The sequence below is a fragment of the Paraburkholderia sp. UCT70 genome, from assembly GCF_050434085.1.
GTDB lineage: Bacteria > Pseudomonadota > Gammaproteobacteria > Burkholderiales > Burkholderiaceae > Paraburkholderia > Paraburkholderia tuberum.
Map to the genome: position 1 here is coordinate 3,926,136 of NZ_JBNPVZ010000004.1, position 22,120 is coordinate 3,948,255.

Genomic DNA, 22,120 nt, shown 5'->3' on the forward strand with positions numbered 1-22,120 from the left:
TATTGTGAGTTCTTCATCGATTGTCGCTCGTAACATCTCCGTCGAATTTCCGATTTACGAGAACTCGCATCGCTCGCTGAAAAAGGCGGTGCTCAATCTGACGACGGGCGGCCGGATCGGCCAGGACGCGGGTCGCCATGCGATCGTCCGCGCGATCGACGACCTGAGCTTCACCTTCAGCGAAGGCGAGCGCATCGGCCTGATCGGCCACAACGGCTCGGGCAAGACGACGCTGTTGCGCACGCTGTCGGGCGTCTATGCGCCGGTGCGCGGCGAGCTGAAGGTGCAGGGCAAGATCGCGTCGCTGCTCGACGTGTCGATGGGCCTCGACCCCGACGCGACCGGCTTCGAAAACATCTATCTGCGCGGCATTCTCGACGGGCTGAAGCCCGCCCGCATCCGCAGCAAGATCGACGAGATCGCCGACTTCAGCGAACTGGGCGATTACCTGAATCTGCCGGTGCGCACCTATTCGAGCGGGATGATGCTGCGCCTCGCGTTCGCGATCTCGACGAGCGTCGAAGCCGACATCCTGATCATGGACGAATGGCTGAGCGTGGGCGACGCCGAGTTCAGCGTGAAGGCGGCCGAGCGTCTGGAAGGCCTCGTCGGCAAGGCGGCGCTGCTGGTGGTGGCGTCGCACGATCCGTCGCTGGTCGCGCGCGCGTGCACCCGCAAGATCTCGATGGAACACGGCAAGATGGTCGCCGACGAACCCGTGCTGCCGTCGGAAAAATCCGACGAGCCGCTCATCAGCCACACCGCGCAGTTGCCGCACTGAGCGCGCCGACGCGCGACCGGCGCGGCGCATGCTGCGCCTGCCGCATGTGCGCCGACGCGCGAGCTGCGGGCGCGACGGCGGCAGGCAAATCCATCGGCTCATCGGCTAAACCGCGCCCCGGCGCAAGCCAGTCCCGCAGTTCAGCAACACCCTCGTGGCCAATCCCGAGGCGTAACAAGGTTCGAATTTGATGCGAGCTAATCACCCATTTCTGCGCTACTCCGAATCCCTGCTGGTGCGTCAGCCGTTTCGCACGCTGAAGGGTTTCGCGGGCGGCTATATCGCGTATCCGATTGCGGAGAACGCCGAAAAGCGCAACGTGCGCCCGAAAATCCGCGAGCTGCGCGAGCACTATTCGCTGCCGATGCCGCATCGCCGCCGCATCGCGCTCGAACGGCTCGTCGCGACGCTCGAATTCGCCGGCGCGAAGGTGCCTTACTATCGCGACCTGTTCCAGGCGAAGCAGTTCGATCCCGCCAAGGTCAGGAACGACCCGCGCTACCTCGAGGAACTGCCGTATCTGACCAAGGACATCATCCGCGAGCAGGGTCCGCGTCTCCTGTCGGGACAGCTCGTGGCTGGCAAGCACCACGCGTGCAAGACCGGTGGCTCGACCGGCCTCTCCACGACGATTTACTACGACCAGGAAGGCGCCGATTATTCGTCGGCGGTCACCAACTATTGCCGCGAGCGGATCGGCAAGCTGCGCCATCGCTCGGAGTTGCACTTCGCGTGCCGTTTCCCGGATCAGGTCGTGCCCGAGTGGCCGTCGCGCGAAGACTTCAAATGCTTCGCGATGAATCGCAGCAATGTCTTCTTCGACCGCATCGACGATCACGGCCTCGAGGAAATGTGGCGCACGCTGAAGCGCCGCCGCCCGTATCTCGCGCACTCACATCCGTCGACGATGTACGCGCTCGCCTGCTATGTCGAGCGCAAGTACGGCGGCGGCAACGCGTTCCAGGTGTTCGAGTCGAGCGGCGAGCTGCTCGAGCCGCATGCGCGCGAGATGATCGCGAAGGCATTGCGCTGCCGCGTGATCGACCGCTACGGCCTCGCCGAGCTCGGTGTGATGGCCTATGAGCTCGACGGTCACGAAGGCGGCTTCCAGATCCTCGAATCGGAAGGCTGGCCGGAAAGCCGCGTCGCGCCGGACAACCCCGACGGCGCGCACGAGCTCGTGTTCACCGGGTTCCGCAACCGGCTGATGCCGTTGATCCGCTACACGACCGGCGACCTCGCGCGTGTGCAGGAGACGGAGAAGGGCTTCTTCCTGACCGACGTGGTCGGCCGGATTCACGACGTCGTGCCGATCAACGGCGTCGCGCATCCGACGCACCACATCCAGGACATGCTCGATCACCGCGTCGGCGGCATCCAGGAATTCCAGATCGATCTGCGCACGACGCCGCCCACTTTGCGCATCGTGCTCGAACCGCACGCGAACGCGGAGGACACCACCGCGAAGCTGCGCCACTTCTGGCAGGACGCGTTCACGATCGCCTACGTCGGTCACGACGATTTCGTGCGCGTGGGCAGTCGCGCCAAATTCCGTCACGTGGTGAGCGCATGATCGGCGTCGCGTTTCCCGACGCCCGCGCCGACGCCGGCCAATACGTGCTGGCGGCGCTGCGGCGCTCGGTCAGCGCGACCCAGGCCCAAGCGATCACGCGCAACATGCTGCACGAGATCGCGCCCGACGTCATGGTCGCGGTCGACGCGCCCGATGCGTGGAGCGCCGACCTGATCGCGTTCGTGCAGGCGCGGCCGCGCAAGCTGATCGTGTTCGGCCATATGCCGATCGCGCTCGCGGACTATCTGCGTTATCGGCCCGCGGCGTTACCCGCCGACCTCTCGCAAGCGAGCCGCAGTGCAACGGCGCCTTCGGGCGAGTCGCGCGAAAGCGCGGCGGCGGTGCGCTACGGCGCGCTCGCGCAGACACTCGGCGGCGCGCCATGGCATCGCCCGTTCGAGCGCTTCGATTTCACCGACGAATGGAACAACCTCGGCTACGGCGCGATTCGCGCCGACGGCTCGATCTGGGCGCTCGCGGAGGCGCCCGAAGTTGCGGCCGAAGCGGAGCTGGCCGCGGTCGTCGTGAACGGCGAGCGACAGTTCGCGTACGCGGCGCTGTGGGATGCGGGTGCATCGGCCGTGCTGTGGTTCAACCGGCCGGTCGGCCCGTGCGATTCGTTCGAATGGCGCCTCGTCGAGCAGTTTCTGTCGGGCTACCGGGCCGATGCGCTGCCGTGTCAGCCGGTGCTGAGCGAACTCCCGTGGGGTTACGACGCGGCGATCACGTCGCGGCTCGATTGCGACGAGGACGTCGAATCGGCGCGCCCGTTGTGGCACGCGTACCGGCGTCTCGGCGTGCCGTTCACGCTCGCCGTGCATACGCAGAACCTGCAACGCGGCGGCCAGCACGACATCCTGCGCGAACTGCTTGCCGACCGGCAGCAGGGCGCGGTGCTGTCGCACACGGCGACGCACTCGCCGAACTGGGGCGGCAGCTACGACACCGCGATCGCGGAAGGCGTGCAATCGGCCGAACTGCTCGAACGCGCGACCGGCGTGCCGGTGCGCTACGCGGTGTCGCCGTTTCACCAGTCGCCGCCGTACGCGATGCGCGGCCTGATCGACGCGGGCTACGCGGGCTGCATCGGCGGCATCATCCGCAACGATCCGGAGTTTCTGAGCGCACGCGGCGGCGCGTTGGCCGGTTTGCCGGCGGGCTTCGTCGGTCACAGCCAACAGTGCATGCTGCACGGCGACTGCATGCTGAAAGAGGGCGATGCGCTCGCGATCTTCAAGCAGGCCTTCGACACCGCGTACGCGACCAACACGCTGTTCGGCTATCTTGACCATCCGTTCTCCGAGCGCTACGCGTACGGCTGGACCGACGAGGCGGCGCGCATCGACGCGCACGAGCAGTTGATCGCCTACATGCGCGGCAAGGCCCAACGGCCGCTGTTCCTGCACGAGGAAGCCGCGCTCGATTTCCTGCGCTTGCGCTCGCTCGCGCAGATCGTCGAACAAGACGGCATCTTTCGCGTCGTCACGCCCTTCGCCGACACGACGCCGCTCGCGCTCGGCGTCGAGTTCCGGGGCGCTCATACCAAGGTCGAGGCGGGGAAAGCACTGCAATGAAAGTCATGGTGGTGATGGGCACGCGGCCCGAGGTCATCAAGCTCGCACCGCTCGTGCGAGCGCTGCGCAGCGAGTTCGACACGATCGTCTGCGCGAGCGGGCAGCACAGGGACATGGCCGCGCAGGCGCTCGAATTCTTCGGCATCGAACCGGACATCACGCTCGAAACGATGCACCCGGGTCAATCGCTGAACGCGCTCGCGTCGCGCCTGATCGCCGCGCTCGATCGCGCGCTCGACGAAACACGTCCCGATTGGGTGATCGTGCAGGGCGACACGACGACCGCGTTCTGCGCGGGCTTCGCGGCGTTCCAGCGCGGCATCCGCGTCGGTCACGTCGAGGCGGGGCTGCGCACCGGCGATCTGGCGAGTCCGTTTCCCGAGGAAGCGAACCGCAGCCTGCTCGGCCGCATCGCGACGCTGCATTTCGCGCCGACCTCGCGCGCGCGCGACAGCCTGCTCAGCGAAGGCGTCGCGCCAGAGAAGATCGTCGTGACCGGCAACACGGTCGTCGATGCGATCGGCGAAGTGCGCGCGAGCTGGAGCGTCACGCCGCCGGCGAGTCCGCTGCCCGCATGGCATGGCGCGCAACAGCACGTGCTCGTCACGTGCCATCGGCGCGAGAATTTCGGCGACGTGCTGCAGGACATCTGCCGCGTGCTGCGCGATCTGTGTCAGCGCTATAGCGATTACCGCTGGGTGTTCCCGGTGCATCTGAACCCGGCCGTGCGCGAGCCGGTGCATCGCGAGCTCGATGGCATCCCGAACCTCGCGCTGATCGAGCCGGTCGACTATCCGACGAGCCTTTATCTGATCAGCGGCAGCGCCGTCGTGGTCAGCGATTCGGGCGGCATCCAGGAAGAAGCGCCGACCTTCGGCGTGCCGGTCGTCGTGATGCGCAATCACACCGAGCGCCGCGAAGGCGTCGACGCCGGTTTCGCGACGCTCGCGGGCCAGAGCGCGGCGAGCATCGAAAGCGCGGTGATCGGCTGGCTCGACGATCCCGCGCGGCGCGCGGCGCTGCGCGATCGCGCGAATCCGTACGGCGACGGACTGGCCTCACGACGCATCGTCGACAGCCTGCGCGGCCGACCGGTCGAGGTGTTCGTTGGCTGACGGCAAGAACCCCGTGCTTGCCCCGCAAGACTGCGTGCTGTTTTCGACCGCCGACTGGGACGAGCCGTACTGGACCAACAAGCAGCACACGGCGAGCATCCTCGCCGCGCGCGGCTGGCGGATTCTGTATGTGGAAAGCGTTGGCTTCCGCTCGCCGAAAGTGGCCAGCGGCCGCGACTGGTCGCGCCTGTGGCGACGCCTGTGGCGCGGCGTGCAGTCGCTCGTGCTCGGCCCGCCGCGCCGCGCCGACAACATCTGGGTGCTGTCGCCGCTGATGGTGCCGGCCGGGCATCATCTGCCGTTCGTGCGCTTGCTGAATCAGGCGATGCTGCGTTTTTCGGTGAACCGCTTCGCGAGGTCGCATCGTTACGTCAAGCCGGTCGTGTGGACGTACCACCCGTACATGCTCGATGCGATCGCGACGCTGCCGCGCGGGCCTCTGGTCTACCACTGCGTCGACGATATCGCGGCGATTCCGGGCGTCGACGTCGACGCGTTCCGCAATGCCCAGCAGGATCTGCTCGGGCGCTGCGAGGCGGTATTCACGACTGCGCAGTCGCTGAAGGACGTATGCCTGCCGTTTAACCCCAATACGCATTTCTTCGGCAACGTCGTCGATGAAGCGCACTTCGGCGCGGCGCGCGCGGACGGCCCGCTGCCCGCCGAGCTCGCCGCGATCGACGAGCCGCGGCTCGTGTATCACGGCGTGCTATCGGACTTCAAGGTCGATCTGCCGTTGCTGCTGCAAACCGCGCAGGCGCGGCCGCAGTGGCAATGGGTGATCATCGGCGAGGAGCGCGAAGGGCAGCGCAGCGACCTGCTCGCGCAGCTCAAGCGTCTGCCGAACGTGCATCTGCTCGGCTACCGGCCGTATCGCGTGCTGCCGCAGTATTTGCGCGGCATGCGGGTCGGTGTGTTGCCGACGCTGATCAACGAATACACGCACTCGATGTTTCCGATGAAGTTCTACGAATATCTCGCGGCCGGTCTGCCGGTCGTATCGACGCCGCTCGATTTCGCGAAGGAACCGCGCGCGGGGCTCGAAGTGGGCGGCGATACCGTCGCGTTCATCGCGGCGATCGAGAAGCAGCTTGCACGCGGCAAGCTGAGCGCGGAGGACGCGCGCGCGGCGGTTGGCGAGAACACGTGGGAAGCACGGCTGGACAAGATGCTGGCGATCACCTTCCACTTCCCGCAGGCGGGCGGCAGCAGCGCGCGGCCACACGGCGCGGAGGTGCGCACGTGAGGGTCGTTCATGTGTACCGCACGTACTTCCCGGACCCGCCCGGCGGCCTGCAGGAAGCGATCCGCCAGATTGCGCTATCGACGCGCGAGCGCGGCGTCGAACCGCGCATTCTGACGCTGTCGCCGAGCCCGACGCCGACCGTCGTCGAACGCCCGGAAGGGCAGGTGATCCGCGAGAAATCGTGGGCGGCGCCGGCATCGTGCGATCTCGGCGGCCCGTGCTCGGTGATCAGGTATCGCGAGCTGGCCGACTGGGCCGACGTCGTGCATTTCCACTTTCCGTGGCCGTTCGCCGACGTATTGCATCTGCTCGGACGCACCAGCAAACCGACGGTGATGACTTACCACTCCGACATCGTGCGGCAGAAGCTGCTCGGCGCCGTCTATGGGCCGCTGATGCGGCGCACGCTGCGCAGCATGTCCGCGGTGGTCGCGACGTCGGCGGCCTATGCGCGGACCAGTGAGACGCTTGCCGCGTGCGTGTCGAAGGAGCGTTTGAAGACGATTCCGCTCGGCATCATTGACTATCGCGACGAGCCGCAGCCGCTCGACGCGCGGCGCAAGCTCGAGAGCCGGCTCGGCCTGGCGCCGGGCGAACCGTATTTTCTGGCGCTCGGCGTGTTGCGCTACTACAAGGGACTGCATACGCTCGTCGAGGCCGCCCGGCATGTGCAGGCGAAAATCGTCATCGCTGGCTCGGGGCCGGAGCGCGAGCGGCTCGCCGCCTTGGCGCGGCAGCATGGCGCGACCAACGTCGTGTTTGCCGGGCAGGTCACGCATGAGGAAAAGGTTGCGCTGCTCGAGGGCTGTCGCGCGATGGTGCTGCCCTCGCATTTGCGCTCCGAAGCGTTCGGGATGGTGCTGGTCGAAGCCGCGATGTTCGGCAAACCGATGGTGTGCTGTGAGGTGGGGTCCGGGACGTCGTTCGTCAACGAGGATGGGGTGACGGGGTTTGTCGTGCCACCCGAGGCGCCCGAACCGCTGATCGCCGCGATTAACCGGCTGACGCTGGATGAAGCACTGGCGCGCGGCATGGGAGCGGCGGCGCGGCAGCGATATGAGCGGCTATTTTCTGGGGCAGCGTTGGGAAACGCATATAAATCGCTGTATGAACACGTATTGTCTTCCTGAGTCGTTATTTTCTTTCTCTCTATATCGCTGAAAAGCTTGAGAAAGTGTTTTATTCACCTTTGTTTGCGCAAATTCGGCCTATATGCGAGATGTGGGTCTTATCTGCGCGGTCGAGCCCGGTACACTGAGCCCGGTACACTGATTATTCTGCTTCGTTACGAATATTGCGGGCTCATGGTTGTTAAATCAGTCGGCAATAAGTTGACAAATAAATTGGAAGCGGTTGTAGGGGAGGGCGCGAGATGGTAGCGTGATGCCGCTTTACGCGGTCCGGATTCTGATCCTCGTGGTTCGACTTGAACCGCTACCGCGCCCAGAACGAATTTCTACGGCATCGCATGTGCCTTCCACACTCTTTTCTGCCCTGCGGCGGTTCACTGAATGAGCAGCAAACCACTCGTCGTCGATCTTGATGGAACTCTCATTCGCTCGGACGTCCTGATTGAATGCGGATTTGCTTTCACCCGATCCGCTCCCCATCGGTTCTACGAGCCGCTTCTGTGGCTCCTGCGCGGGGGCAAAGCCGGCCTCAAAGCCCGCTTGGCCGAAGCGACCGATATCGACGTCACCGTCCTGCCCTACGACGCCACGGTCATCGAGTGGCTGAAGGAAGAACGGGCCGCCGGGCGGTCGCTCGTGCTGGCGACCGCTAGCCATGAACGCTACGCGAAGGCGATTGCCGATCATCTTGGGCTATTCGACAAAACCTTCGCCACGCATAGCGACATCAATCTGTCCGCGCATCGCAAGCGCGACAGGCTCGTGGCCGAGTTCGGCGAGAAAGGCTTCGACTACGCGGGCAATTCGCACGACGATGTCGCAGTCTGGGCCGCGGCCGAGCGTGCTTATGTGATCAATCCGTCGAGCGGCGTAGAGCGCGCGGCCCGCAAGCAGGGCAACGTCGAGCGCGTCATCGACCAACGCTCCGCGTGGCCGAGAACGTGGGCGAAGTCGTTGCGACTGCATCAGTGGTTGAAGAATCTGCTGATTTTCGTTCCGCTGCTCGCGGCGCATCAACTGTCGGACGCCGCGCTGGTCATTGCCGCGCTCCTCGCTTTTTTTGCCTTCGGTGTCTGTGCGTCGAGCGTCTACCTGCTGAACGATCTGCTCGATCTTGAGGACGACCGGCATCATCCGACCAAGCGCAAACGCCCGCTTGCTTCGGGCGCGTTGCCGCTGGTTTGGGGCGCGGCGCTCTGTCCCGTTCTGCTGGTCGTGGGCGGCGCGATCGCATGGTTCTGCCTGCCTCATAAGTTCGCGCTGGTTTTGCTTGGATATTACGTACTCACGCTGGCCTATTCGTTCTATCTGAAGCGGCGAGTCATGATGGACGTGGTGGTGCTGGCCTTGCTCTATACGACACGGATCATCGCCGGAAGCGCCGCGATCGATGCGCGGCTCACGTTCTGGCTGCTCGCGTTTTCGATGTTCATTTTTCTCAGCCTCGCGCTCGTCAAGCGGTATGCGGAACTGCACGCGTTGAAGGAGCGCGGCCTCGTGAAGTCACGCGGCCGCGGCTATGTCGCGAGCGATCTGCCGTTGATTTCGTCACTAGGCGCGGCCTCGGGCTATCTGTCCGTGCTGGTTCTCGCGCTTTATATTCAGGACGGCAATACGGCGAGCCTCTATCGGCATCCACAGTACATCTGGGTGGCCTGTCCTCTGCTGCTTTACTGGGTGAGCCGCACGTGGATCATCGCGCATCGCGGCTCCATGCATGACGACCCGATCATATTCGCGGCAAAAGACCGGAGCAGCTGGCTGATCATGGCCCTATGCGGTGCCGTGTTCTGGATGGCGATCTAGCCATGTCCAAAGTCCAGTCCTGGGGGCGCTATCCGTACGCGCTGCAAGAGGCCCATCCGATCGCCTGGCGTGATACGGCCGCGGCGGTATGGCGAAGTGTCGGCGGCACGCAGCGCACGACCCTTGCCTTCGGCAATGGGCGCAGTTACGGCGACAGTTGCCTCGCGTCGTCGGGGCACGTGGTCCAGACGCTGCCGCTGGACCGGATGATTCTGGCCGACTGGCAAAACGGCGTATTGCGCGCCGAACCGGGCATGACGCTCGAGCAGATTCTCGACGTGGCGATTCCGCGTGGATGGATGTTGCCCGTGACGCCGGGGACGAAGTACGCGACGTTGGGCGGCGCGATCGCCAACGACGTGCACGGCAAGAATCACCATGTACGGGGCACGTTTGGCCGGCATGTGCGGCGTTTCTCCTTGCTGCGAAGCGACGGCACGCAGTTCGAATGTACGCCGGACCTCCGCCCCGAGTACTTCACCGCAACGATCGGCGGCCTTGGTATGACGGGGCTGATCGCGTGGGCTGAAATCCAGCTGATGCCGATCAGGTCGAGCATGCTCGACGTGACCAGTATCCGCTTTGCCAACCTCGACGAGTTCTTCGCGTTGTCCGAACGGCTCGACGAACTGCATGAGTACAGCGTGGCGTGGGTGGACTGTCAGAGCCGTGATGCCGCGTTGGGCAGAGGCATTTTCATGGTCGGCGATCACGCCTCCGAGGGGGGGCTCGACGTCGAACGCCGCAAGACGCGTACGGTGCCGTTCACGTCGCCGATCCCCATTTTCAACCGCCTGACCCTGCGCGCCTTCAACGAGTTGTACTACAGGCGGCAACGCGCGGACGCGGTTCGCTCGACGGTGAGTTACGACTCGTACTTCTATCCGCTCGACAGCCTGCTTGAATGGAATCGCATCTATGGCCGCTCGGGCTTCCAGCAGTATCAATGCGTGATGCCGGCCCCCGTTGCGCGCGAGGCAACGCGGGCCGTTCTCGACGCGATTGCCCGCAGCGGCACGGGGTCGATACTTGCCGTGCTGAAGCGCTGCGGCGCCATCAAATCGCCGGGCTTGCTGTCTTTTCCGCTCGAAGGTACCTCGCTCGCGCTCGACTTCCCGCAGCGCGAGGAATCGAATCGCAAGCTTTTCGACCGGCTGGATGCGATCGTGCGCGAGAGCGGCGGCCGTTTGTATCCCGCCAAGGACGCGCATATGTCGGGCGAAGATTTTCGCGCTGCCTATCCGCAGTGGGAACAGGTCGAAGCGCTGCGTGATCCGGCTTTGCTGTCACGCTTTTGGGAACGAACCACTCGAGTATGAAAAACATCGTTATCGTAGGCGCCACTTCGGCGATCGCCATTGCCTGTGCACGGCAATGGGCTAAACAGGGCGCGCGGTTCTTTCTCGTCGCGCGCAACATGGAGCGCCTCCAGCAGGTTGCCGACGACCTCAAGGCACGTGGTGCGCAAGACGTGCTGTATCAGCAGTTGGACATCGATCAGCTCGGTGAACATGCCGCCATGATGCAGCGTTGTTCGGCCGAGTTCGGCGCGCTCGACATCGTGCTGGTGGCGCCGGGTACGCTGCCTGACCAGCAGGACTGTCAGAACGATGCCGACGTCGCGGTCCGCGAGTTCAATACCAATGCCGTATCGATCATCGCGTTGCTGACGCGTTTTGCCACTGTGATCGAGCAGCAGCGGCGCGGCACGATCGCGGTCATTTCGTCGGTGGCCGGCGATCGCGGTCGCCAGTCGAACTATCTGTACGGCAGTGCAAAAGCAGCGCTCTCCGCGTTTTGCGAGGGCCTGAGGGCGCGCCTGTTCAAGGCGGGCGCGCATGTGCTGACGATCAAGCCTGGCTTTGTCGCGACGCCAATGACAGCGGGTCTTCCCTTGCCGGGACCGCTTGTTGCTACCGCCGACAAGGTCGCGGGCGATATCGTGCGCGCGGTGGAAAAGGGTAGGGATGTCATTTATACCCCGTGGTTCTGGTGGGGCATCATGCTGATCATTCGCTCTATTCCTGGCCGCGTGTTCAAGCGGCTCTCGTTGTGATGCATTGCATGCATCGCGACGGGTCTGCCGTGCTCGACGGCAACCGTCGCCGCCCAGCGAGCGCATGGCGCGGCGAACGTTCGTTCGACCTTCCTGACCTGGTGTGCCTTTCGTGAACTCCTCGGCAACTCCCATGAGCGCGTCGCGCCTCGTGATTTTTTACGCGATATTCGCGGCAGTTTCGATCGCCGCGAATATCGGTCTGCAGAAGCTCTCGCTGATCACCTATTCGGGAGCGTTCAGCGTGCCGCTGTCCGTGGTCGTCGGAACGGGTGGCGGGCTGGTGGTGAAGTTCTTACTCGACAAGCTCTGGATCTTTCGATACCAGCATCGCGATCTGTCGCACGGCATACAGAGCTTTCTGCTGTACACGGTGATGGGGCTCGCAACTACGGCGATTTTCTGGGGCTTCGAATTCGGCGCGGACGCGATCTATCATTCCGAGCCTGCCCGCTTTACGGGCGGCGTGATTGGCCTCGTGATTGGTTATATAGTCAAATATCGGCTCGACAAGAAGTTCGTTTTTGCCTGATTCGGGCAATGCATTGATTTTTGTAGTTGCGCTGCCGCACGCGCGTAATCAGAAAATATTGACCAATGAACATGCAACGATTTAGACAGTACCTTTCGGAGAACGCGCTTCTACTGGTGGTCACCATTGCCGTGGGTGGTTATCTCGCGTGGCAGACGCGCAACTTTCAGCTCGATGATTCGCTGATCTATCTGCGATATTTGCGCAATCTGTTTGACGGGCAAGGGCTCACCTACAACGCGGGCGATCGCTTCAACGGGCTGACGTCACCGTTGTATTCCTACTTGCTGATCGTGGCGAACGTCGTGGCCGGTAATTTGCAATATACGACGATCTTTTTGTCGTTCGTGTTCCTGTGCGCGGCCGCGATCACCGGAGCGCATCTGCTGGCGAGCGGAAAATACGAACAGACGCTGTGCGCGCTGATCGTTGTTTCCTTCAATTATTTTTACGACACCTTTGGGATGGAGACTTCGCTGTTTCTGTTCCTCTCCGCGCTCGCGTTGGTACTCTATCGCAGGGAGCAGTTTTTCGGTCTCGGTGTTGTACTGGGCCTGCTCTTCATTACGCGCAGTGAAGGTGTGTTCCTTGGCCTCGTGGTGGTCGTCGATTACGTTGTCAGGAATAGAAAGCTGCCTCATGTGAAGTATTTCGTCGCGCCGGTCATTCTGCTCGCGGCCAATTTTATCTTCAACTACTTCTACTACGGCGCGTTTCTTCCGGCTACCGGCAATGCAAAGCTCGGGCAGGGGAAATCGGGGTACTGGGGCGAGGGACTGATTTTTCTCCACGTGCAGTACATGAAGGACGCTTTCTTCGGGGGTGACTTCCGGCTGCTCGCGTTCATGCTGCCGATCGGTCTCGTCGGTGTGCTGTCGAGTCTCGGCAAGAGGATCGCGTGGCTCGTCATTCTCTATCTCGTGCTGCTGGGTTCGTTTTATGTGTTTCTGCATATTCCGAATTACCACTGGTACTACGCACCATTCTTCCTCTTCGGCTTGTTGTTCGTTGGTGTGGGCGCGTGGAGGGTGCTTAGCTTTACGTACGAGCGGTCCCGGGAGAGCTCTGTTTTTCTCTCGCTGTTCCTTGCGTTTTTTCTCGTCACGAGCGGCTTCGTTTACCATAGCTTTGGTATCTCGAACGTGCAGCGCGGCCCGATGGACGCGTACAAGAATATTGGTGAATGGATAAAGGCCAACACACCTGCCAAGGCGGTCGTTGCAAGCGTCGAGATCGGAACCGTGGGCTGGTACTCCGACCGGTACATCATCGACATTCTCGGTCTGACCAATCGCTATAACGCGGACTACATTGCTCGCAAGGATCTTTATTCGTGGCTCACGAAGTACAGCCCGGATTACATTCTCGTGCATGAGCCGCTCTGGACTTTCGAGGCAAGCGCGAATTGCCTGCTCGCGAACCAGGCTTATGCTCCTGTAGACACATTCAATTTCGCTGGTTACCGCCTGCTACGGCGCAGTGACGCCGCGGGGACGCAGCAGCAGATTCAAACATGCGCGAAAGGGCCGCGGACCTGATGAGCCCTGCAACACCCGTTGCGAACTCATGCCTGCCGGCTTGAGGCAATAACGGCCGACTCGATGTCCGAGTCGGCTGTGGATTTCTGCTCATCCTTTTGTCTAAAAAAAATACTGAATTACGGGTATGCAGCGAGAAAAACCCCGCCTCTTCCCATTGCTCGTGTTTTTATGCGCGTTGCTGCTCATGTGGTATCGGGCGCCTCAGCGCGTCGAGCACGGCTTTCTGTGGGCCGAAGACGCCACGATCTTTATCGCGCAAGCGCACGAACTGGGTATCCGGTCATTCGTCCAGGGCTATTCCGGCTATTTGCATGTCGTTCCGCGTCTGGTCGCGTGGCTGCAGATGAAAACGACGCCAATCGACGAGGCGCCGTACTTTTTCATGTGGGCGTGTGCGTTGATCACGGCCGGGTCGAGCGCCTACATGGCTCACGCGTTTCGAATCTTCTCGCGTCCCATCGCCGCACTTCTCGCGCTCCTCTGTTGGTCCCGCAGACGGGCGAGACGCTGCTGAACGTTACGAATATTCAATGGATACTGCTTCCGGCGCTCATCGTTCTGCTGTGGGAAAACCTGTTCAATCCGCCGACATCCTGGTATAGCGTTCGGGCCTTGGCGGCTGCGGTCATTGCGTTGACAGGCCCCTTTGGCATCATCACGTTCGCCCCGACCGTGCTGGCTTGTATGTACGCGCGGCGTCGTGGGAAGTTTTCATATCGTCAGACTGGATTTCTGGCCGTCTACACCGCGGGCGTAGCGGGGCAGGTTTATGCGGTCGCAACGAACGCCTCGCCGCCGCTCGACTTCGGCCCGGCGCCGTACGGGTGGCGTTATGGCTCCCGGATGATCCGCGAGCTATTTTGCAGTCTGCTGCCGTCGCCGGATAGCATTCCGCTAATCGCCGGCTTGATCCTGGCGATCGTATTGGTGTTCGTCGTGGCGAGATCGCGAGCGGTTTTTGCCTGTCTGCTGCTCGGGCCGATGGCGGGCATCATCTGGTTGCTCGGCGCCGCGAGATCGAATCCGTACTCGGTACACATGGAGTGGTACGGCTTCGGTGCCCGGTACATCTATCCTGCCTTGCTGTTTTTTTTCTGGGCCGCGCTGCTGTCGATCGCAACGTCGAGTTCGAAGCTGTCGCGGGTATTAGCGGGGGGATTCGCCGTCGTTATCCTGCTGGCCAGCGCTACGAGATTTCCCGCGTCGGAATGGCCAATGTGGAACATTACGGCGAACGACATGGGGCATACGCTAAAGGTCGCGCCGAACTGGGCGGTACAGATTCCTGCTAGCCCGCCCGGTCATTAGGTCATCGAGCGTTTCCCCGTCTCGATCGTTACCTCGCTTCAATGGCGACCGGAGCAGGGGCAGCCTGAGCCTCGGGGGCCGGCCGCAAGGCCCGCCCCTCCCGCCACCCATATTGAAGGTAATGCTGACCCGCGTTCACGCCCGCCGCCGCCACGTCCGTATTGACGGCGAGATATTCCTGCTCGTTGAAACCCGGCGGCAATTCGACCGCTACGTCCGGGTCCAGTTCGCTGGGCTGTCCGCTCAAGCGCGGCGTGCTCTTACGGGCGTTCGGTCCGGCGCATAGCTCCTTGAGTTTGCGATGCGTGCGCCAGAACGGCACGGCCGGCGTCGCGTCGCTGGCCTCGAGCTCCATTCGCCGCCAGCTGTCGGCAATATATTCGCGATCGCGCGAGCGCCTCATCACGACAGAAAACTCGATATCGTTGTGCAGCGTGTCGTTGAAATCTTCACAAGCGAAATCGATCAGCTCCATTTCGCAAAGATCGGCGATCAGTTTTGCAAACGAGCGCGGCGTGAAAACCCAGCAGTGAACGTCGTGATAGGTGCCGTTTTCGAAGGCGTCGCGTGCGACATGCAGCGCGCCCTGCCATGTATGGAGCCGCTTGACCGAATGCGGGTCGATCCTCTTTTGCCATGCTTCCAGCGTCGAGATATCGGCGGCGGACAGGCAGTGATCCAGTACCGAGTAGGACTGCGGTACCCGGGCACGGGAGATATAGCTTGCCAGCACTTCGGGCAGCCGGCTTTCGCGGCGAAAATAGTCGAAGGTGTAGCGTCGGTCGGGCACGGCGAGCCGCACTTCGCCGGTCCGTTTGAGAACCGTGGCCAGTTCTCTTAGCCACGTCACGAGATCGGGAACATGCTCGACGACATGAGAGGCCACCACGTAGTCGACATAGCGACCCTTGATCGCTTCGTGCAGCGTATTGCGCCCCCATACCGCATCGACATCGACGATCTCATTGACGTCGAGATTAGGATCGTCCTTGTACTTCTCTCGCAGGTGCGGCGTGTCCGTATGGTCGACGTAAATGATCTCGCCGCCGTCGCTGCGTCGCACGAGAGGCCAGCAAAGCGGGCCTATTTCCACGCCGACGCTTTCCTTGACGTTCAGGCCTTTCAGCAAACGGCAACGCCGCTTATCTCGAAATTCATCGATGCTTGGAGCATTGTCTTCCTTCGCCATGTTGCCTCCTCGTATTGGACGGCACAGCTTCCAGTTATGACCGATGTTCACTGCATTGCGCGAGACCGCCTACGCCATCAGGTATGCATCTGCACCTTGATGGAGTCCGAACTTTTGTCGCTGGCCAGACGAAAGGCCTCGTCGACATCGTCGAGGCTCAGGTCGTGCGTGATCATGGCGCGCAACGTATCGCCCTTGCGCGCCAGCAGATCGATCGCGAGCGCGAAGTCGTGCTGACCGTCGATATAGCCGTAGCAGTTCGGCAGATGAATCGTTAGTTCCTTGATGTGCGGTTTGATGATTTCGATGTTCCTGAAGCCGTGATCGAAGGCACCGAGCACGCACACGTGGCCGAGCGGGCGCACGAACTGACAGGCGAAGTCGAACGTGTCGGCCGTTCCGCCGACCGCTTCGATCGCGTAGTGCGCGCCCAATCCGCCGGTTGCCTGTTCGACCATGGCGAGCGCTTCGGCGCGATCGGCCGGCAGGATCGCGGTGGCGCCGATCGCAAGCGCCGCGCGCGCCTGAGCCGCGTGTCTTGCGACCACGTAGACATTTTCACTGCCAGCGTCCAGCGCCGCGGCGAGTGCCGCGAGGCCGATCGTGCCCGCGCCGATCACGACGCCGAGCGAGCCGCGCGCAATCGGCATCTTGCGGCACCCGTGGATGCCGACCGCCACCGGCTCGACGATGGCGCCGAGCTGATCGTCGACGGCATCGGGCAGCGGGAACACGCCCGATTCCTTGGTGCGCACGTATTCGGCAAAGCCGCCGCCGAACGGAAATTCGCGCGCGCGGCAGTGAATCGGCGTGCCGAGCTTGCAGTACTCGCATTTGCCGCACGCGGTGCCCATCACCATGTCGATCGTCACGCGCTGGCCGACGCGCACGCTCGTCACGCCCTCGCCGATCTCGACCGCGGTGCCGCTCAGTTCGTGGCCGTTCGGAAAGCTTTGATGAACGTCGACGTTCCGGTAAGCGTGCAGATCGCTGCCGCAGATACCGACGCTCGCCACCTTGACGATCACGGTGCCGGGTAGCAACTCAGGTACCGGGATGCGGCCGACCTTCATCGCACGCACTCCGTCTTGCAAGCCGGCTCGCATGGACGCGCCTTCGGTGCGATGCTCGAGCGCGTTCGTCGAAGTCATCTATGAATCTCCGCAAAATGTGAGACGTTTGCGCCGCGGCGCCTAACGTGTCTTTCGAATCCAGAAGCTCGCGCCGGGATTGCGCATGAAGAGCGGCATCCGCGCGTTCATCAGGTCCGCATGGAAGTGTCCCATGAACGTATTCATCAGGACAACTTCGAACGCGCTGTTGTACTGGAGGAAGGCGCGCAGCAGATAGGCTTCGTTCCACGCGCGGCCTTCGTAGATCCACTGCGGCGGGTATTCGAGCGGCAGGAACACGTCGTGAAAGTGTATGTGCACGCCGGGCGCGAGGATCGGCAGTATCTCGAAGACGATGCGGTTCACGTCGCTGCCGATCTTGCTCACGTGCGACGAGTCGACGAACAGTATGTCGTTCGCTTCGAGCTCCGCGAATACGGACAGATCGACGTCCTGCGCGAGCGACTTGACGATCTTCGCGGTGACCTTGTCTTTCTCGGTCAGCAACGACAGCAAGCGTTCATTGTTCGGTTCGACGAAGGTGCACTGGATCTGGCCGTCGAAGAACAGGTCGTTGGTATCGAGCGAAACGGCGGACGAGAAACCCGAGCCGATCTCGACGATGCGGCGCGGCCGCAGGTGGCGAATCATGCAGTACAGCGACGTCGCGTCGCCATACGAGAACATCACGTTCTCGAAGTAGAAGCGCAGGCCGTCTTTCTTGTGCGGCTCGAACGGCATTTCGCCGTAGTACCTGTCGGCGAACTCGCCGACGAGCCGCACCTGCGCCTCTTCGTTGAACTCGATGCCGGGCAGCGTGCGCGAGACGTTGCCGAACAGCCGTGCTTCGTCCTGTTTGATGTCGGGGATCGACGGGATCGGCGAATAGTAGTGGCCAGGAGGCACGTCGCCGAGATTCGAAAAATGCGGAATGTTGACCTGAAGCGCGATGCGATACTTGTCCCGTTCAGCGATCAGTTCTGCAATCTCGGGATGCTGCGCGGCAAGTGAATCGAGAAGCTCGGGCGACGCCGACATCTTGTTTCTCCGCTTGAAAGAATTTGCGAAAAGCCATGACGGAACAGCGAATTCATACCGATATGCCGACGGCGAGCCGGCCCTCCCGGCCAGCCAGTCTATCGTACCCCCAGTATTCTGCACGCCCAACATTTCCTGATGTTCCGACATGAGCCCGCATTTACCGTTACTTACAAATTATTCGTCGTAGCAATCGGCACAGCCGCGAGGCCAAGCGACACGTGCCGTCCGTTTTCCGCCGGATATCGCGCGTGGCTCGCGATTGCGCGGCAGAAAAGGGCGGGGCGGTCATCGTTTCGTAAGCCACGTAAGCCGACGAAAGCACGCAGCAGGGTGCTCTGCGCGTCGCTCGTGGGCGATCGTCTGCGTTACGATTTGGCGTAAAATCGAGCCCCTGCCGATAATAGTCCGCGCCTGTTTCGCAGGTCGCGCGAACGCATGAATTCCGCACCGTCCGGCGGACGGCAGCAGCGCCCACGATACGGGACGATTCGGGACGGAGCCCGCAATATGCATTTTAAAATTCTCCTGACCACTCACAGTACCGCGTTCATGACGAGCGGTGGTGGTGAGTCGGAACTCGTGCAGGTCGCCGAACTTCTCAACGATTCGGACGTACAAGCCGACATTTACGGCATTCGCAGCCGGCCGCTACGCTTTTACGACGCGGTGATGCACTTCTCCGTCCATGCGGACGGCGAAGCGATCGTTCGCGAAACGGTGAATCAGGGCAAGAAGCTGTTCCTGTGGCCGAACGTCTGGTGGTTGAGCGCGCCCGAGCCGGCGGAAATCAGCCGCATCGAGGCGTTCGTGCAGGGTGCCGAGCGGCTACTGTTCAAGTCCTCCACCGAACTCGCGAACTTCAACAGGTACATCACGGTCGATCCAGGTAAGTGCGTGGTGGTGGGCTCCGGCATATCCGACCGGTTCCTGCTGCCGGCCGACAAGGATTTGCTCCCCACGGTCTGCGATGTCTCGGACTACGTGCTGTGCCTCGGCTTGATCGAGCCGATCAAGAATCAGCTCGAACTGATCCGCGCACTGAACCAGCTCGACATGAACGGCCTGATGGTCGGCGGTTTCAGGGACGAGGAGTATTACCGGCAGTGCGTTCGCGAAGCGCGTCGCGGCATTCATTTCCTGCCGTTCATCCAGCCCTGCAGCGCACTGTTGCGCTCCGCGCTCGCCAGCGCGATGGTAGTGGCGGAGCCGAGCCTCGATCCGCCCGGACGCTCGTGCCTCGAAGGCGCGTTCGTGAAGAAGCCCCTCGTCATGGTTGATGGGGATTGGCAGCGCGAGCACTTCGACGACAATGTCTGGTACACGGCTTCCACCCGCGCGCCGGACATCGTTCCCGCCATTCATGCTGCCCTGACCGACCCGGACAGGGACGAAAAGATTGAAAGTAACTACGAACGCGTCTATGCACGGCACTCGTCGAGCACGGTAGCAGCAGACCTAATCAGACACCTGATCGATGCCGGCCTCACAAATTACTAAGATTCCCCGACTGCTCGTCGTTCAGCGGCGCTCCATGACCGATGGGCGAATGAATTCGCGCACCATCGGCGCGCGCTTCGCGCCTTTGCTTTCGTACATGCAGCGCCATCAGTTGATCGAGTGGGAGCAGATCTCGGAGGCGGACGTTGGCGTCAGCCATCTGCATCGCTTCGACGTCGTGCTGTTCAACAAGCACGTGTCGAATCTGTCGCTGAAGATCATGCGAATGGCCAACGAACTCGGTCTTCATACGATTTACGATCTCGACGACTGGCTGCTCGATCTGCCGTCGTGGAGCGTGCTCGAAATGAACGAGGACGTGCTCTACAACGTGCTCGCGATGATTCGCGAAGCGAGCGCGGCCACGGCGTCGAACTCGCTGTTGCAGGAGCGCATGCGCAAAGTGCGGCGCTCGGACGACGTGCTGATCATCCCGAACGGTTTCGACGATCAGGCGTTCGACCTGTCGCCGGAACTGTGGACTGAAACCCAGCCGCCGAAGATCATCTTCTCCAATCTCGACGGTATCAAGCTCGTGAGCTTTCGCAAGGAGTTTTTCGGCACCTTGCGCAGTTTTCTCGCGCGCCACGAAAACGTGTCGATCGACTTCTGGGGCGATCCGTTTCCGGAGCTCAACACGATTGCCCGCATGACGCATCGCGGCAGCCGCGGTAACCTCGAATACAAGAAGGCCATTCGCGACGAAGGCTACACGTTCGCGATCGTGCCGCTCGGCGCCGAAGAGGATCCGGAGACGCTGTTTTTCAACTCGTGCAAGTCGCCGATCAAATACGCGGACTACGGCAGCCTCGGCATCCCGAGCATCTATTCGGATTGCCCGACCTACCGCGAGAACGTCAAACATCGTGAGACGGGATACATTGCGTCGAACACGGCCGAGAGCTGGGCACGAGCGCTGGAGGACATGCTGGGCGACCCGCAGCTTCGCCAGTCGATCCGCCGCAATGCCTACGCCGACGTGTTCGACCGTTTCAGCGTGCGACGCATTTCGTCGATGTTCCTGAAGGCCTTGCCCGACCCCAAGCCTTAAAGCAGCTAACACCTATGGATCTTCTTCTGATTCGCCACGGCCAATCGCACGCCAATGCGGCTGGCCTGTTGAACTCGACCGAGCAGGACGAGTTGACCGAGCATGGCCTGCAGCAGGCCGCGAAGCTACGCACGCTGATGGAAAGTCACGGTTTCGCGCCCGACCGCGTTTTTTCGAGCCCGTGGCGGCGCGCGTTGCAGACCACTGAAGTGCTGTTCAAGGACAACAGCGACTGGACCGTCGACGCGCGTCTCGGCGAAACCAATGCGGGGCGGTTCGCGACGTGGAAGGCCGAAGATTTTCGTCTGGCGTTTCCCGACTGGGGCAAACATCTGTCGGACCGTTACGAGGGCGGCGAGTCGCATCTCGAACTGGCCGCGCGTTCGGTGAACTGGCTCGAGGAGGAGGTGCTGCGGCACGCTGAGCAGCCTGGCCTGATCGCCGCCGTGTGTCACGCGGGACCGATCTCGGTGATCTCGCAATACCTGCTGAACGTGCCGTTGTCCCGCTTTCCCAACGTGCTGGTGCCGAATGCATCGCTCACGCTGTTCCGGCGCAACGTGCATACCGGAAACTATTATCTGCAGATTGCAGGGCTGTCATGAGTGCATCGATCAAGATCTTCGAGCCGCTTTACGCGCCGGGACAGGTCCTGTCCGAACAGGCTTTTCATCCGCTCGAACTGCGCGATAACGCGCACGCCGCGTGGCGCGAATTTTATATTCTCGTCGACATGTACCGCAAGGGCATGCATCGGCAGCAGCAGATCACCGGTCTTTTTTCGCCGAAGTTCGCGCTGAAGGCGCGCATAGACGGCAGCCGGTTTCTGGAGTTCGTGCAGGCCAATGCCGACGCCGACGTCTGGATGATCAATCCGTTTCCGCAACTCGCGTATTTCTCGTACACCGCGTGGATGCAGGGCGAGCATGCGCATCCGGGACTCGTCGAACGCAGCCAGCAACTGCTCGACGCCTGCGGCATCGCGTGGAATCTGCGTGAGGCGCCCCGTCAGTCGCCGCACACGCTGTGCTATTGCAATTTCTGGGTCGGTTCGCAGTCGTTCTGGGAAAGCTACGTCGGCAAGGTGCTTGAGCCGATTGCCACGTTTCTCGAAACGCAGAGCGGCACCGAGGCCGCGCGCGGGGTGCTGGAGCCCACGATCCACTCGGACGACGCACCGTTCCTGCCATTCGTTGCCGAGCGTCTGTTCAGCACGTATCTGTCGCTGCATCCCGAACTGAAGGTGGCGGCCTATCCGATCGAAGGCGATCAGGTGCTGGACTATTGCGTCAGCGATTTCGAAAAAGACATCGTGCGCTACATGCAAAAACCGATCGACGCGGCGGATCGCGCGCCGGTCTTTCCGCCCGAGCAGATTGCATTGATGGACTTGCTGTGCACGCTATCGCAGAAGTACGTACGCGCGCATTTCTCGTTCACGCCGCATCCGCATACGGGGCAACCGATCGACTTCGACAGGACCGGCAAGCCGCCAGCGAACGAGTGAGGCGGCGCGATTGGGTTGGATCGCGCCGATGTGCGCCGGGATGCGTTGGTGAGCGGCGGCG

19 protein-coding genes are annotated in these 22,120 nt (G+C 62.2%); 16 read left to right on the forward strand and 3 right to left on the reverse strand.

The annotated features are described in order from the left end of the window. Positions 1–4 precede the first annotated feature (4 nt). From OKW41_RS43835 to OKW41_RS43890, 12 genes are all read left to right on the forward strand, one after another. Positions 5–781, forward strand: coding sequence for an ABC transporter ATP-binding protein (locus OKW41_RS43835; RefSeq protein ID WP_429576274.1), 777 nt, complete (start codon positions 5–7; stop codon positions 779–781). A gap of 190 nt (positions 782–971) precedes the next feature. Further along, the gene (locus tag OKW41_RS43840; RefSeq protein ID WP_429576275.1) at positions 972–2,354 is read left to right on the forward strand and encodes a phenylacetate--CoA ligase family protein; all 1,383 of its coding nucleotides are present in this window, start codon (positions 972–974) and stop codon (positions 2,352–2,354) included. After that, positions 2,351–3,928, forward strand: coding sequence for a polysaccharide deacetylase (locus tag OKW41_RS43845; protein WP_429576276.1), 1,578 nt, complete (start codon positions 2,351–2,353; stop codon positions 3,926–3,928). The genes OKW41_RS43840 and OKW41_RS43845 overlap by 4 nt, the downstream gene beginning before the upstream one ends. Continuing rightward, a complete protein-coding gene (gene wecB, locus OKW41_RS43850; RefSeq protein ID WP_429576277.1) occupies positions 3,925–5,043 on the forward strand; it encodes a non-hydrolyzing UDP-N-acetylglucosamine 2-epimerase in 1,119 nt (372 codons plus the stop codon). Before OKW41_RS43845 ends, wecB begins: the two co-directional genes overlap by 4 nt. Beyond that, positions 5,036–6,289: a glycosyltransferase gene (locus tag OKW41_RS43855; RefSeq protein ID WP_429576278.1), complete on the forward strand. Its 1,254-nt coding sequence runs from the start codon at positions 5,036–5,038 to the stop codon at positions 6,287–6,289. Before wecB ends, OKW41_RS43855 begins: the two co-directional genes overlap by 8 nt. Further along, positions 6,286–7,419 carry a glycosyltransferase gene (locus tag OKW41_RS43860; protein WP_429576279.1) on the forward strand — a complete coding sequence of 378 codons (1,134 nt, stop codon included), beginning with the start codon at positions 6,286–6,288 and terminating at the stop codon, positions 7,417–7,419. The genes OKW41_RS43855 and OKW41_RS43860 overlap by 4 nt, the downstream gene beginning before the upstream one ends. Positions 7,420–7,800: 381 nt before the next feature. Beyond that, a complete protein-coding gene (locus OKW41_RS43865) occupies positions 7,801–9,225 on the forward strand; it encodes a UbiA family prenyltransferase (protein ID WP_429576280.1) in 1,425 nt (474 codons plus the stop codon). A gap of 2 nt (positions 9,226–9,227) precedes the next feature. After that, positions 9,228–10,544: an FAD-binding oxidoreductase gene (locus OKW41_RS43870; RefSeq protein ID WP_429576281.1), complete on the forward strand. Its 1,317-nt coding sequence runs from the start codon at positions 9,228–9,230 to the stop codon at positions 10,542–10,544. After that, entirely contained in the window at positions 10,541–11,281 is a 741-nt protein-coding gene (locus tag OKW41_RS43875; protein ID WP_429576282.1) for an SDR family oxidoreductase, read from the forward strand. Before OKW41_RS43870 ends, OKW41_RS43875 begins: the two co-directional genes overlap by 4 nt. Before the next feature lie 133 nt (positions 11,282–11,414). Beyond that, a complete protein-coding gene (locus OKW41_RS43880) occupies positions 11,415–11,813 on the forward strand; it encodes a GtrA family protein (protein ID WP_184038521.1) in 399 nt (132 codons plus the stop codon). Positions 11,814–11,884: 71 nt separating this feature from the next. Further along, positions 11,885–13,351 (forward strand): hypothetical protein, encoded by a 1,467-nt coding sequence (locus tag OKW41_RS43885; RefSeq protein WP_429576283.1) that lies wholly within the window; start codon positions 11,885–11,887, stop codon positions 13,349–13,351. Between the two features lie 336 nt (positions 13,352–13,687). Then, entirely contained in the window at positions 13,688–14,662 is a 975-nt protein-coding gene (locus OKW41_RS43890) for a hypothetical protein (protein WP_429576284.1), read from the forward strand. A gap of 28 nt (positions 14,663–14,690) precedes the next feature. Here OKW41_RS43890 and OKW41_RS43895 read toward each other — a convergent pair whose 3' ends face one another. The 3 genes from OKW41_RS43895 to OKW41_RS43905 form a co-directional block, all read right to left on the reverse strand. Further along, complete coding sequence (locus tag OKW41_RS43895; protein WP_429576285.1) at positions 14,691–15,851, reverse strand: methyltransferase domain-containing protein; 1,161 nt, start codon at positions 15,849–15,851, stop codon at positions 14,691–14,693. 77 nt (positions 15,852–15,928) lie between these two features. Further along, positions 15,929–17,002, reverse strand: coding sequence for a zinc-dependent alcohol dehydrogenase (locus OKW41_RS43900; protein WP_429576286.1), 1,074 nt, complete (start codon positions 17,000–17,002; stop codon positions 15,929–15,931). A 42-nt stretch (positions 17,003–17,044) separates the two neighbouring features. Continuing rightward, positions 17,045–18,001, reverse strand: coding sequence for a class I SAM-dependent methyltransferase (locus tag OKW41_RS43905; RefSeq protein WP_429576287.1), 957 nt, complete (start codon positions 17,999–18,001; stop codon positions 17,045–17,047). A 510-nt stretch (positions 18,002–18,511) separates the two neighbouring features. Here OKW41_RS43905 and OKW41_RS43910 point away from each other — a divergent pair. The 4 genes from OKW41_RS43910 to OKW41_RS43925 are packed head-to-tail and all read left to right on the forward strand — an operon-like array spanning position 18,512 to position 22,059. After that, on the forward strand, positions 18,512–19,501 hold the full coding sequence (locus OKW41_RS43910; RefSeq protein WP_429576288.1) for a glycosyl transferase family 1: 990 nt from the start codon (positions 18,512–18,514) through the stop codon (positions 19,499–19,501). A gap of 49 nt (positions 19,502–19,550) precedes the next feature. Then, positions 19,551–20,552: a glycosyltransferase gene (locus OKW41_RS43915; protein ID WP_429576289.1), complete on the forward strand. Its 1,002-nt coding sequence runs from the start codon at positions 19,551–19,553 to the stop codon at positions 20,550–20,552. 14 nt (positions 20,553–20,566) lie between these two features. Beyond that, complete coding sequence (locus tag OKW41_RS43920; RefSeq protein ID WP_429576290.1) at positions 20,567–21,157, forward strand: histidine phosphatase family protein; 591 nt, start codon at positions 20,567–20,569, stop codon at positions 21,155–21,157. Further along, on the forward strand, positions 21,154–22,059 hold the full coding sequence (locus OKW41_RS43925) for a hypothetical protein (RefSeq protein WP_429576291.1): 906 nt from the start codon (positions 21,154–21,156) through the stop codon (positions 22,057–22,059). The genes OKW41_RS43920 and OKW41_RS43925 overlap by 4 nt, the downstream gene beginning before the upstream one ends. Positions 22,060–22,120: the final 61 nt, after the last annotated feature.